This window comes from Sandaracinobacteroides saxicola (assembly GCF_014117445.1).
Taxonomy (GTDB): Bacteria; Pseudomonadota; Alphaproteobacteria; order Sphingomonadales; family Sphingomonadaceae; genus Sandaracinobacteroides_A; species Sandaracinobacteroides_A saxicola.
The window spans coordinates 1,816,067-1,828,930 of record NZ_CP059851.1 but is presented as its reverse complement, the minus strand read 5'-3'; the positions used below and the strand labels follow the sequence as shown (position 1 = coordinate 1,828,930).

The 12,864-nt window shown below is 64.1% G+C and carries 16 protein-coding genes; 3 read left to right on the top strand and 13 right to left on the bottom strand.

What is annotated here, in order from left to right:
• Window positions 1–317 precede the first annotated feature (317 nt).
• A complete protein-coding gene (locus H3309_RS09145) occupies window positions 318–863 on the top strand; it encodes a Dps family protein (RefSeq protein WP_182294438.1) in 546 nt (181 codons plus the stop codon).
• Between the two features lie 23 nt (window positions 864–886).
• Window positions 887–3,622, top strand: a complete 2,736-nt coding sequence (locus H3309_RS09140; RefSeq protein ID WP_182294437.1) for a multicopper oxidase family protein — start codon at window positions 887–889, stop codon at window positions 3,620–3,622.
• A gap of 311 nt (window positions 3,623–3,933) precedes the next feature.
• Here H3309_RS09140 and H3309_RS09135 read toward each other — a convergent pair whose 3' ends face one another.
• From H3309_RS09135 to H3309_RS09075, 13 genes are all read right to left on the bottom strand, one after another.
• Entirely contained in the window at window positions 3,934–4,563 is a 630-nt protein-coding gene (locus H3309_RS09135; RefSeq protein WP_182294436.1) for a glutathione S-transferase family protein, read from the bottom strand.
• 61 nt (window positions 4,564–4,624) lie between these two features.
• A complete protein-coding gene (locus H3309_RS09130) occupies window positions 4,625–5,830 on the bottom strand; it encodes an RNA polymerase sigma factor (RefSeq protein ID WP_182294435.1) in 1,206 nt (401 codons plus the stop codon).
• A gap of 10 nt (window positions 5,831–5,840) precedes the next feature.
• On the bottom strand, window positions 5,841–6,182 hold the full coding sequence (locus tag H3309_RS09125) for a YciI family protein (protein WP_182294434.1): 342 nt from the start codon (window positions 6,180–6,182) through the stop codon (window positions 5,841–5,843).
• Between the two features lie 86 nt (window positions 6,183–6,268).
• A complete protein-coding gene (locus H3309_RS09120) occupies window positions 6,269–6,967 on the bottom strand; it encodes an SDR family NAD(P)-dependent oxidoreductase (protein WP_182294433.1) in 699 nt (232 codons plus the stop codon).
• The gene (locus tag H3309_RS09115; protein WP_182294432.1) at window positions 6,964–7,557 is read right to left on the bottom strand and encodes a 2-hydroxychromene-2-carboxylate isomerase; all 594 of its coding nucleotides are present in this window, start codon (window positions 7,555–7,557) and stop codon (window positions 6,964–6,966) included. The genes H3309_RS09120 and H3309_RS09115 overlap by 4 nt, the downstream gene beginning before the upstream one ends.
• Window positions 7,554–8,054: a winged helix-turn-helix transcriptional regulator gene (locus tag H3309_RS09110; protein ID WP_182294431.1), complete on the bottom strand. Its 501-nt coding sequence runs from the start codon at window positions 8,052–8,054 to the stop codon at window positions 7,554–7,556. The genes H3309_RS09115 and H3309_RS09110 overlap by 4 nt, the downstream gene beginning before the upstream one ends.
• A gap of 158 nt (window positions 8,055–8,212) precedes the next feature.
• Entirely contained in the window at window positions 8,213–8,710 is a 498-nt protein-coding gene (locus tag H3309_RS09105; protein ID WP_182294430.1) for an SRPBCC family protein, read from the bottom strand.
• Window positions 8,707–9,207 (bottom strand): MGMT family protein, encoded by a 501-nt coding sequence (locus H3309_RS09100; RefSeq protein ID WP_182294429.1) that lies wholly within the window; start codon window positions 9,205–9,207, stop codon window positions 8,707–8,709. The genes H3309_RS09105 and H3309_RS09100 overlap by 4 nt, the downstream gene beginning before the upstream one ends.
• A 468-nt stretch (window positions 9,208–9,675) precedes the next feature.
• Window positions 9,676–10,086, bottom strand: coding sequence for a nuclear transport factor 2 family protein (locus tag H3309_RS09095; RefSeq protein WP_182294428.1), 411 nt, complete (start codon window positions 10,084–10,086; stop codon window positions 9,676–9,678).
• Window positions 10,087–10,160: 74 nt separating this feature from the next.
• On the bottom strand, window positions 10,161–10,307 hold the full coding sequence (locus H3309_RS09090; protein ID WP_182294427.1) for a hypothetical protein: 147 nt from the start codon (window positions 10,305–10,307) through the stop codon (window positions 10,161–10,163).
• An 18-nt stretch (window positions 10,308–10,325) separates the two neighbouring features.
• Window positions 10,326–10,634 (bottom strand): hypothetical protein, encoded by a 309-nt coding sequence (locus H3309_RS09085; protein ID WP_207791486.1) that lies wholly within the window; start codon window positions 10,632–10,634, stop codon window positions 10,326–10,328.
• A gap of 64 nt (window positions 10,635–10,698) precedes the next feature.
• Window positions 10,699–11,109, bottom strand: coding sequence for a RidA family protein (locus tag H3309_RS09080; RefSeq protein ID WP_182294425.1), 411 nt, complete (start codon window positions 11,107–11,109; stop codon window positions 10,699–10,701).
• A gap of 28 nt (window positions 11,110–11,137) precedes the next feature.
• Window positions 11,138–11,860, bottom strand: coding sequence for an SDR family oxidoreductase (locus H3309_RS09075; RefSeq protein WP_182294424.1), 723 nt, complete (start codon window positions 11,858–11,860; stop codon window positions 11,138–11,140).
• Window positions 11,861–11,975: 115 nt separating this feature from the next.
• Here H3309_RS09075 and H3309_RS09070 point away from each other — a divergent pair, with 115 nt between their 5' ends.
• A complete protein-coding gene (locus H3309_RS09070) occupies window positions 11,976–12,860 on the top strand; it encodes a LysR substrate-binding domain-containing protein (RefSeq protein ID WP_182294423.1) in 885 nt (294 codons plus the stop codon).
• Window positions 12,861–12,864: the final 4 nt, after the last annotated feature.

Here is a 12,864-nt window from a genome sequence, read left to right as displayed (position 1 = left end):
CGGCACCTTCGCCTTCCGTGCGAGGTTTGCGAGATTCTCGGTCTCACCCTGCTCGGGGCGCTTTTCGGCGCGTTCATTTTCCTCATCATGAACGGGGCTCTGCCGTGATCGAAGGAACTCTCACATCGGCTGCCGCTGCCGACCACCCGGGCATCGAGCCGGTGGCACGGTCGGCACGTAGCAGTTCGCGGCGACGACGACGCGCAAGATGTCGCCGAATCTGGCCAACGCGGCGCTCCAACACGCGAGTGATCTTTTGGGCGCAGCCGGAAAGATGAGACAACGTGCAAGTGATTATGATCAAAAGGAGAAGGACAATGAATTTGAAATCGCCGACCGATAGTGGACTGTCAATGGCTGGGGCGCAGCGTCTCGCGACGCCAACCGATCTTGGCGACAATGCGGTGAAGGATATCGCAGGGGCGCTCAACGCGCTGCTCGCCGACGCGTTCGCGCTCTACTTCAAGACGAAAAACTTTCACTGGCATGTATCGGGGCCGCATTTTCGCGATTATCACCTCCTGCTCGACGAGCAAGCAGATCAGATTTTCGCAATTACTGACGATATCGCTGAACGCGTTCGCAAAATCGGCGCGACAACGCTGCGCTCACTTCATCAGGCCGCTGCGATGACCCGCGTTCTGCCCAACGACGCGGATTATGTCGAACCCGCCGACATGCTGGCCGAGCTTATGGACGACAACAAGGCCTATATCCGCGCCCTACGCGCCAGCCACGACCTTTGTGACGAACACAACGACGTGGCCACAGCCAGCCTGATCGAGGTGTGGATCGACGAAGCCGAGCGCCGGACATGGTTTCTCTATGAAACGCTGCGCGCCGCGCAAAGCGGCGGCCACTGAGGCCGCCGGGAAAAGAGCGCGTCGTGGTCGCCATCACATTTCGGAAGATTTTGCTCGCCACGTTGATGTCGTCGTGGTGGCCGAAACGAGGCACCATATTTCTCGCTCTGTGCGGTCTCGCTTCTCTGCCCGCCGCAGCCCTGGCAGAGGTTGGTGCGCCCCTTCGCACTCCGGTGACCTACAGCAGCAAGGACGGCGTCCTGGCTGTCACGCTGATCGCAGCAGAAACGCCGGTCGCAATTGGCGAGCGCATCATCGACGGTGCGACATACAATGGTGATTATGGCGGCCCAATCCTGAGGCTGAAGCCGGGCGACGTGCTCGAACTCACGCTGGTCAATCGCCTGCCGCAGGCCACTAACATGCACTTTCACGGGCTGGCCGTTTCACCGCGTGGCCATGGCGATGATGCGATGCACATGATCCTGCCCGGACAGAGTTGGACGTTTCGCATTCCGATCCCGGCGGACCATGCGCCGGGTGTCTACTGGTTTCACACGCACGGCCATGAATTCGCCGAGCGGCAGGTTATGGGCGGACTGAGTGGCACCTTAGTGATCGAAGGTTTTCAGGATCAAGTTCCCGCGACCCGACCGCTCCAGGAACGGCTGATGGCTCTGAAGGAGTTTTCGCCGGCTCCGGACGGTCGGCTGAACAATGTGCCCAAGCCGGCCCATGGCGAATTGAAGACCATCAACGGCCAATTGGCACCGGTGATCGCCATGCAGGCCGGTGAAACGCAGTTGTGGCGTCTCAGCGGCCAGGCCGCCGATGGCTATTTCCGGCTTGCGGCCCCGGGGATCAGCTTCGTCGAGATCGGGCGCGATTCGCGGCCCTTGCCAAAGCCGCTACCGGTCCGTGAGATAATCATCGGCCCCGCCAACCGGGTCGATGTCCTGGCGACGGCTTCCTCGCCGGGCCGCTTCGCGTTTGAACAGAAGGTCACCGACACCGGGCCTGCGGGAGATTGGTTCCCGCCGCAATTGATGGCAACAATCGACGTCGCGCCTCCCACCGGTTCCGCACCCGCCATCGCCGATCCTGCCGGCGTGGCGACCGCGCAGCAGCAGCCCATTCCCGCAAGCGCGGTCGGCAACCGTCGGCTGATCGTCTTTTCCGAAGACAAGACGACGGGCCTCTTCTTCATCAATCACCAGACCTTCGACATGAGCCGCATCGATGTGCGCGTGCCGCTAGGCTCCACCGAAGAATGGACGGTCCGCAACTCCTCGAACGAATTGCACATCTTCCACATTCACCAGGTCGCGTTCCAGGTCGTCAGCATCAATGGCCGCCCCGTCCCGTTCGAAGGTCTGCGCGATACGGTGACAGTGCCAATCCATGGCGAGGTGGTGGTGCGCCTGGCGTTCACCGATCCGCGCATCGTGGGCAGGTTCATGTTCCACTGCCACATCCTCGAACATGAGGACAAAGGCATGATGGCCACCATCGAGGTCTATGACCCCGATGCCGTCGCACCGCCGCCCGCTACCATGCCGCCGGATATGCCCGGCATGGCGCATGATCACGCGGCGGCCGTTGAAAGTCCGGCCCCGCCGCCTGCACCATTGGCGCAGAACGGCGCCCCCGGCACCACCAATGGAAACCGGCGTCAGGCAGAACGGATTGCCCGCGGCGAGATGGCCGCCGAGATGCCGTCGATGTCGAGCGGGGCGTTTCCCAAATTCACCCTCGACACGCTCGCCAATTTCGAGGCTTCCGGTCTCAGTCCGAGGAGTGGTCCGTCGCGCCCGCTTCAGCCCTATCTTCGCTTCGATACCGTGATCGCCTTGGAAACCAGTCCTGACATCAGTCTGTTCGGCCTGCTGCAATTCAAGGCGCGTGAACCACGTCCGCTTGATGATCCCAATGCCGAACTGTTCATCAACCAGGGCGCCGGTCGCCGCGTTGGCGGCAAGTTCAAGGAACTCTACGCCCGTATCGGTTCGTGGCGGGTGGGCAAGTTCGTTCAGAATTTCGGCCGTGCCTATTGGCTTCTGCCTGGCCCCTTTTCCGCCGATTTCGTCGAAGAGCCCGATCAGGGTTACGAGCCTAGCGAAATGCTGGGGGTTGAGCGGATTCAGGTGTTCCCGAGCGAGCGCTTCGGCTGGCACCAGCTGACGGCGTCTGCATTCATGGTCGATCGTACGCCGCTTCATCACAGCTGGCCTTTCGACGAAGGCCGCATCCGTTACGCCGATGGCGGCGTTGGCAACACCAGGCTGCCGACCAACCTGATGCTGACGTGGGATGCGATCAACGTGCCGGTCACGGGCGATGTGCAGGCCAGCTTTCAGGCCAGCGTCATCCGTTATGGCCGCAGCTTCGGCGCTGAACGCGGAGAGCGCTGGGCGACGCTGGGCGGCGATATCACGATCCCGATCGACAATAGCGCGGAGCGCACGCTTGATGGCCGTTACGCGCAATTGCGCCTTTATTTCGAAGCGACTCGGCGATGGAACTTCGAAGGACGTGAAGATGCCGAGCGAGGCTATTTCACCCAAGCCGTCGAAGGGATTTACGGACCTTGGCAATTGGCAATCTCGGCGACCCAGCGGCGCACGACAGCGCCAACGGAGCCGGAGCGCCACGACCGCTACGCCACCGCCACACTCTCCTACACCTTCCGCGCCCAGCGCACGCTACAGTTCAGTATCGCGCACCAGACTGTCGGCGAGCGGGCGGGAACCTACGCCGGCTTAAGGCTCGTCCAAACCATCACCATATGTTCACGGTGCTCCCGAAGTTCAGCCTTCTGATCGGCTTCGTGTCGCGACGACATTAGCCAAACAGCAGCGCTGTAGGTTCGCTTCAAGCTGAACTCGAAGACGGAATCATTGCCCAGTCTTAGCAGGAACGGCGACGTGCGAGCGAGAGCATCGGCCGGAGTCCTCTTTTGACCGCTGCGAATGCGGCCGAGGGGCCGAAGCAAAAAGGGCTGACATGTGACGGTGCGCCCGCACTCGACGCGCCAAGCTGCGATCATCGGTTGGTCAAACGAACCGGCAGCGCTCCGCCCTGCGCCTGAACGGCGGCGCGCTGACAAAAAGCGCGCACCGCCGATCCTGGATCAGGATTCCGCTGGCGGTGGCATGGTCTCCTGCACGCTCGGCCGCGTCAGACTGCGCGCGAGGTAGGCCGCAAGCTGCGGCCGCGCGCCGATGAGCGCGGCGCCTTCGGGCATGGTGTTCGTGTAGAACAGGATCGGGACGAGATAGGCATCGACGCGGCCGAACGGCTGCTGCCCCAGATCGCCCTGCGCCAGCGCTGCCTCGAGCACGTCGAGGATGCCCGTCATTTTGGGCATCAGCGCCTCGATAGCTGCTTGATCAGGCCTGCCATCGGCGCCGGTCGGGAAGAAATAGGCGAACAGATACTGCCTGATGAGCATCGGCTCGACCGTGCTGGTGATCATCGAGGTCCAGCTGTCGCTGTGGCGGGCGGCCTCTGGATCTGCCGGCACGAGTTTCGGGCCTTCGAACGCGCTGTCCACATAATCGATGATCGCCCGCGACTCACAAATCGTCAGCGAACCATGGCGCAGGATCGGTATCTTGCCGAACGGGTGGATGGCCACGACGTCCGGGCTGTGCGGCGGCGCCGGGATGCTCTGGTGGGCGACGCCCTTTTCGGCCAGCGCGATGCGTGTCGCCCACACGAAATTGCTCTGCGGCAAACCTATGATCTGAACGTCTGGCATGGTCTTTTCCCTGGTGTTGCATGCAGTGACGCCCAGGGCGGACAGATTGGGACAACTTGGCTCAGTTTGCGCGCATCGCCCGCTGTCTCAGCAGCCAGGCCCGGATCGCCGGGTGCTCGGCGAGCCCCGCCGCACGCGTGTAGGCGTCGGCGGCTTGCGCGTGCTCGCCCGCCGCGGCCAGCGCGAAGGCGCGGGTTGCCCAATAGGGCTGATGGGCCTTGACCCGGTCTGCGTGCAATGCGTCCAGCGCCTGGATCGCAGCCACCGGCTGGCCGGACTGGGCCAGGGCGGCGGACCGGGCGACATGGCTGCCAATCGTCGGGGCGATGGCCAGCAGTCCTTCATAAAGGTCGAGGATCGCGGCCCAGTTCGTGACGGGGTGCCGGCGACGGTCGGCATGCACCGCCTGGATCGCCGCCTCGAGCTGAAACCGTCCCGAACGGCCGAGGCGGCCAGCCTGGCGCAGGCATCGCTCCGCCTCTGTCATCAAGGCTCCGTTCCAGCAGGCGGGGTCTTGCCCGCTGACCGGGATAAAGTGACCGCCCTGGATCGGTGACGGCCGGGCCGAGACGAACAGCATGAGCGCAAGCAGCCCCGCGGCTTCGGGTTCACCGGGGGCCAATTCAGCCAGCAGTCGCCCCAGCCACAGCGCCTCGTGCTGCAGCGAATCGTCGCCGTCGCCGCCCCGCGACAGGGTGAAGGCGGCATAGACGGCGTCGAGGACGGGCTCCAGCCGATCGGCCAGCGCGTCCGGGTCAGGTGTCTCGAACCGCACCCCCGCGCCCGCGAGCCTGGCCTTGGCGCGCACCAGGCGCTTCGTCATCGCCGCAGCGGACACCAGAAAGGCCGGCGCGATACGCTCGGCCGTAAGCCCCAGCACGGCCTGGAGCATGAGCGGCGTGCGCGCGCCGGCATCGATCGCCGGATGGGCGCAGGCCAGCAGCAGCCCCAGCCGCTGGTCGGGATAGGCCGCATCCTCGGTCATGGCCGTCTGTGCCTCCTCCTGCATGCGGACGAGCTCGGCCTGCGCGAGGTCGGCATGGGCGCGGCGGCGGGCGCGGTCGATGCTGCGCCGCCGCGCCACCGTGAGCAGCCAGCCTTGCGGATTGGCCGGTATCCCGGTGACGGGCCAGCGCTCCAATGCAGCGAGCAGGGCGTCCGCCAAAGCATCCTCGGCCTCGGCAAGGTCACCGGACCGGCAGGCGAGCAGTGCAACCAGGCGGCCATAGGCCCGGCGCGCCTCGGTCTCGACCGGCGACCAGGCCATTAGCGGGCGGTCAAGCGGTGATGATCGGGCGCACTTCCACCGCGCCGTAGGCGGCAGCGGGGTTGCGCGCGGCCCACTGGAGCGCCTCGTCGAGATCAGCGACGTCGATCACGAAATAGCCGCCGAGCTCTTCCTTGCTGTCGATATAAGGCCCGTCGTGAACATCGCGCCGACCATCGCGCAGCCGCACGGTCGTCGCTGTCGTTCCGGGTTTCAACGCATTGCCGCCGCGCATCACCCCGGCGTCGACCATCGCCTGAGTGTAGGCGATCCAGGCGTCCATGTCGCCGTGGGCATTGAGGGTTCCATCGGCCTGAGCGGCGGGAACGTAGTTCATGATCATATATTGCATGACACTCTCCTTCTCATGACCATGACGCGCGGCACAGCGGCATTCGGACATCGGGTCCGTGTGAACAGCGGCCCTCGCTCATCGCCTCACCAGATCTCGTGAAACGGGCGCAGCTCGGCCAGGAAGGACCATGCGTCCTTCGGCTGATGCGCCAGATGGTGGATCTCGTCGGCGATCGACTGCGGCGAGATGAAGAAATCGTCCGGCTTGCCCGGCTGAAAAGCCCGCTGCCAGGGCACGTCGATCGCGGCGTCGATCACAAGGTAGGCGACGTGGATGCCTTTTGGACCGAGATCGCGAGCGAGGCTTTCGGCGAGGATACGCTGTGCGGCCTTGGTCGGGGCGAAGCCGGCGAAGGCCGCCTTGCCGCGCTGGGCAGAGGTGTTGCCGGTGACGATGATCGCCCCTGCGCCTGCGGCGATCATTGCGGGCGTGGTCAGCCGTGCCAGATGGTACAGCGCCATGGTGTTGATGTCGAAATTGCGCTGCAGCACCTCCGGCGCGATGTCGGCGAAGGTTCCAAACGCGCCGCCGACGGCATTGTGCACGACGACCCTGGCCGGACCAGCCGCCGCGACCGTATCGGCCAGCGCGGCCGTGTCGGTGACATCGCAGACAAAGGCGCGGCTGTCCGGGATCTCCTGTTCGAGCGCGGCGAGCCTGTCGGCGTCGCGCGCAATCATCGCGGTCCGGTAACCGGCGCGGGCGAAGCGGCGTACGATTGCGGCGCCCGTCCCCGGTCCCACGCCCGTGACCAGCGCGAGCGGTTTGGCGAGGTCGCTCATGCTGCGCGCGCCGACGACAAGAGCGCTGCGCGCAGGAAGTCCAGCCGGTCGTTGCCGAAGAACATCTGGTCTCCCACGAACATCGTTGGCGAACCAAACACCCCGCGCTGCGCCGCCTCGTCAGAGTTGGCGGCCAGCAACGCGGCGACAGCCTGGCTGTCGATCCGCGCGGCGATGGTGTCCGTCTCGAGCCCGGCGGCGGACAAGGCGGCAATAATCTCCTGTGTGCCCGTCAGCGCCACCCCCTCGCTCCAGATGGCGCGGTAGAGGATGGTGGCGACAGCAACCGCGTCTTCGGGCGAGCCTACCGCGAGCACGGCGCGAGCGCACCCGTCGCCGTCGTTGCGCATCATGTCGGAAGGGTTGAGCGCGATTCCGTAGCGGCTCGCCCAGCGCGCAAGGTCGATGTTGGCATAGGCGCCCTTGGGCTTGCACAGCAGCGTGGTGGGCGTGTTGCCGACCTGCGCCATGACCTTGAGCACCTGCATCGGCCGCAGCACCAGTGCAGCTTCGATCTGAAGGAGCTGGGTGAAGGCGAGGTAGCTGTAGGGGCTGCGGAAATCGAAGAACAATTCGATGCGCTGCTTCATGATGGCGCTCCATGCGGGACATTGAGCAGATGGCGGATCGTGTCGTCCGCAGCCGGGCCAGGCCGCAGCTCGATCCGCGCTGGCGACACGGGCAGCCCATCGTCGGCATCGACAAGGGCGAGCGTCAGACGCCGGCCGGTCTCGCGGTCGAAGGTTTCGACGGGCGGTCCGCCAAAGCCGCTGGCATCCCAGCGGTCGCCCCATTCGCGCAGAGCAAGGCCGACCATCCACAGATCGGCGCCCTTTTGGGTCAGGCGATACGCGTCGCGCGGTGGACGGTCCTGATAGCGGACCCGCTCGACAATGTCCGAAGCGACGAGGTGGCGCAGGCGCGCGGACAGTGTTGCGGCTGGTATGCCAATGCTGGCGCGCAGATCGTCAAAGCGGCGAACGCCGAGCGAAAGGTCGCGGATGATCAGGAACGCCCAGCGATCGCCAATCAGCTCAAGCGCGCCGGCGATCGAGCATCGCATGCCGGAGAATGATTTGGCTTTCACAGTCTTTCTCCGACTCGCTTCAATAATTGAAGTTTATCGGGCGAAGCAGCCGTTGGCAAGCGGCAGCGATGGGAGCGGCGGCCTGCCTGTAATTTGCGGCTAGAAAATTCCGGTCCGGAAGCGACCCCAAATTGGCCACGCCCCGCCTTGCCCCATCATCAGGGTCCGCTGACGCGTCGGAGATCGTGCAGATAGAGATCGAGATGCTGTCCCGGTGGACTGGCAAGACGAGCGAGGCCACGCATCATTGGACTCGGGATCGCAACCTCCTCCACAAAATGTCCCCGGGTTCCGTTGCCGCTGGGCGCAAGCTCGGCGCGCCACCGCCCTTCGAAGCCCAGCGATGACGTGTAGGCAATGGCGAAGCGCTCCGCGGGGCGGCTCTCGACAAGATGGAAGTCCATCGCACCTCCAGCAACCGGGAACTCCCGCCATCGGCGGCCATCGCCGCTGATCTCGACCCGCCCAACATCGCTGCGCCACGCACTCTGGCCGACAACGTCGCTGATGCGCGCATGGACCTGTGCAGGGGACGCGGCAAATCGCATGTCGCGCTCGGCCCGACTGGTTGCGGGAAGGGCAAGGCCCCAGAAATAAAGTCCGCTCGGCACCAGAACGGCCAGCCCGGCGAGCGCGAACAGAACCTTGCGAATCATCCGTGCCGCGCCAGCAGATCGGCCGGGGCGCGCTCGGCAAAGTCAAACACGGCTGGCTGCCCGCGCAGCGGCGACACGCGCACGCCCTCGGCTTCGAGAAGCGCCTGTTGAACGGCGACGCCGCCTGGGTATTTGGGGTTGAGGAAGCCGCCGTTCCTGAGCACCCGCCACCAGGGCGTCAAGTCAGCTTCCGGCACGCCCAGTGTGCGCTGTTCCTCGGCCGCGCGGGCGCACATGTTCAGAAAGATCGCGGTCGACACCGGGCATGCCACAGCCACCTCGTGACGGCGGGCAATCGCGGCCCGAAGCCCGTCGAGCGCAATGACCTCACCCGGCTTGAGCGTGCGCACGATGGCATTCACCTCAGCCGGGGAGGACACGACCATGGCGCCGCCATTGGCCTCGCGATAGCCGGGCGCGCCGGGCGGGATCATGAGGACGATATGCGGTTCGCGTCCGCTGTTCAGATGTTCAAGAGCCGTCTTGCACTTAGCCATCAAAAGCTCCGCACGATTCGCAGGAAAGCTTATCGGAGTGACAATCTTGATGGAATAAGAGGCGTTTATTCATGGTTTGTTCCATTGCTGCTCAAGCGAAGATAGACACGACGCCGGGAGCCGCACTCCCGCAACCGACCATCAGTAACTTGCACATCAGCAGCCATCGATGTGCTCGGGTAAGTATTGGCCGCTGAATTGTGGTGCGTGATGTTTCTTGGCTGCGCTAGAGTAGCGAAATCGGCGACTCATATTCGTCAGGTTTATCCAACGTGGTGCACCATTTCCAAAATCTTACCGGCGGCGGACAACGACGGCGTGGTGCGGGTTTGGCGTAGTATTGCGGGCAGAGTCGCTTGCTCCGGCGGTTCGTGGCCATAGCCGAAGGTAAAGCAACGTCGAGGTTCGTAAGCCGAGAGTGGAGGACGTCCCTCTCCGCGCGCTGAGTTTGAGATAGTCGTCACCACGCTAAAGTTGGCCGCTCTTGGCGGCCCACGCCGCCATTTCACCATCGGCTACTGTCAGGGATACCCGCCATCGATCGATGCGGCGCAGGATGTAGACATGCTCCCAACCCGTTATCAGCGTGTCGCGCTCGCCGTACATGCGGTACGCCACGCGGGCCTGAGCGACGTTCGGGAACAGTTCGGTTGCTGAGAGGAGTTCACCGTCGGGCCGGATGACGCCCTGCTGGCGGTAGAATTCCATCAGCGTCACGCAGTGATCGCGAAACGCCGGTCGCTCCATGGCGAAGTTTCCGCTGGGCGATGGGAAGAGGCCCACGGGTTCCCACAGTTCGCTGAGAGCATCAGGGTCGTTGCGGGCGAAGGCCTCGATATACTCGGCAAAAAATGCGGCGATTTCGTTTTGGAGCGTCATGACCGGCCTTTCGTATCGACGGATTTGTCTTGGCGTATGGGCCAGCGTTTCCGGACCGATGATGCCCGACGCCGTCAGCTGGTCAAAGCGCGTTTGAAGAAATAGTGCAGGATGCCGTGCCCGGGCGACACAACGGCCACCAGCTCCCATCCCTGCTGTCCGAGTTCGGTCAATGCAGCCTGGTCGAGCCGCTCCTCGATCACCAGATAGTCCCATGTCATGCGATGTCTCCCGATGGGTCAGCGTTTGCATTCGCGGCGGTTGGGGTCACGGTCGCAGCGTTGCTTGCGCGCGCGGTCGGTCATGATCTGCGCATCGCGGGCGATCTGGCTGGTCAGCCGCGTCTTTTCAAGATCTTCGATCTGCTTCAGGTCACGCCGACGCTGCTGCGCCAGCATGCAGTCACTATAGGCGGGCGAGCCATAGCGCGCGCCGAAATTGGCGCAGGTGTTCGCGTCATTCTGAAGGTTCACCTGCCCCTGCTCGGCGCCAGACAGGCAACCGGCCAGGCCGAGGCCCAGCAGGGCTGCCAGGCCAAGCGATGTCACGGATCGGAGGACAGGGGTGAGGCTGTGGTACGCCATTACGAAAACTCCGTTTGTGATGATGATGTCAGGACCCGACGCGGCGCTCGGCCGGGATGTGGGCGACGACCTTGATCTCGAAATCGAACCCGGCGAGCCAGTTGACGCCGATCGCGGTCCAGGCCGGATAGGGTGCTGTCGGAAAATTTTCGTCCTTGATCGCCAGGAAGCGATCGAACTGGCTCGCCGGATCGGTGTGAAAGGTGATCACGTCCACCATATCGTCCAGCGTGCCGCCCGCAGCAGCCAGCACTGCGCGCAGATTGGCGAAGGCCTGCCGCACCTGATCGTCATAATCAGGCTCCGGCGTGCCGTCTTCGCGGCTGCCGACCTGCCCGGATACGAACACCAGATCACCGGCGCGCACGGCAGCGGAATAGCGATGAATGTCGTAGATGGCCTGCCGCCCGGTCGGAAAAATGGCGTCGCGTTTGATCATGGCAGTGTTCCTTGCGTCATCATGGGCCTCAATTGGCCGAGGCGGTGGGACGGATGGTGATCTCGCTCGTGTCGACTCCTGCAGGGGCGTCGATCAGCTGCCTCACCGCGCGCGCGATGTGGACGGGGTCCAGTGCGATGGCGCGGTAATCGTCCATCAGCGCGCGCGTCTCCTGATGGGTGATGGTCGAAGCGAGTTCGCTCTCCACCACGCCCGGATGGACGCAGGTGACGCGGATTGTCCGGCTTTCCTGCCGAAGGCCGTCCGAAATCGCGCGCACCGCGAATTTGGTGCCGCAATAAACCGCCGCGGTCGGCACGGCCCGCAGGGCGCCGATGGAGCCGATGTTGATGATCTGGCCGTCGCCCTGGCGTTCCATGATCGGCAGGACGGCGGCGATCCCCCACAGCACGCCCTTGATGTTCACATCGACCATCTGCTTCCATTCATCGAGCTTGAGCGCGGACAGGGGCGACAGCGGCATGACGCCGGCATTGTTCACCAGCACGTCGATGCGGCCCCACAAATCGACCGCCGTTTGCGCAAATGCCTGCACAGAGCCAATTTCGGTGACGTCGAGCGACACTGTCGCGACGTCGGCGCCGCTGCCGCGCAGATCGTCGGCGATGGCGTCCAGCCGATCGGTGCGCCGCGCGCCCATCAAGACCTTGGCGCCGTGGACCGCAAGCTCGCGGGCGATCGCTTCCCCGATACCGCTGGAGGCGCCGGTTACCAGTATGACCTTGTCCATGCCGTTCTCCTGTCCAATCTGAGTGCATGGCGGAATATGGACGCCAGTCGTTGTAACCGGTATTGCCCAACTGCTGGACGTATTGGTTAGCAACACGCGACAATGAAGGTGGCCGATGGACCTGAACTTGCTGCCGCTGCTGCTCGCAGTCGCCGATGAGCGGAACTTCCGCGCAGCTGCTGACCGGCTGGGCGTCACACGGTCCGCCGTCAGCCAGGGCATCCGCCGGCTGGAGGATGCGGTGGGGTTGCAGCTGGTCATGCGCACGACCAGAGCGGTGCGCTTGACGGAGGCCGGCGAGCGGCTGGTGGATAGCGTGCGCGCACCATTGAGGGCGGTGCAGGACGCGCTTGAAGTCAATACGGACGCGCCAAGTGGCAGGCTACGGCTGGCCGTGTCCTCCATCGCCGAAGATTTCCTGTCGGGGCCCTTGCTGGCGCGCTTTGCCGAAGCGCATCCCAAGGTGACGGTGGACGTTACGGTGACCGACGACGAACTGGATATTGTCGCGCATGGCTATGACGCGGGTGTTCGCCTCGGCGAAGTGATCGAGCAGGACATGATCGCCGTGCCGGTCAGCGGGCCGCAGTCGGAAGTGGCGGCGGCTTCACCCGGATATATCGCGCACCATGGTGCACCGGATCATCCAAAGGATTTGCTGAAACATCGTTGCATCGGGTGGCGGCCCGGTCCCAACACTGCCCCGTGGCGCTGGGAATTCGAACAGGACGGTAAGCCGTTCGATGTCATGGTCGATCCGCAAGTGACGACCAATGATTTGCGGCTGATGTTGCGGGTGGCGCTGGCGGGGGGCGGCATCACTTTCGCGCCGCGGGACTGCATGCGCGAGTATTTCGAGAGTGGTGCGCTGGTTCCGTTGCTCACGCGCTATCTTCCACCATTTGCCGGCTTCTATCTTTGTTTTCCGCAGCGCAAGCACATCGCACCCAAGCTGCGCGCTCTGGTCGACCATGTTCGCCAATGGCGTGTCGCAGGCTGATGAA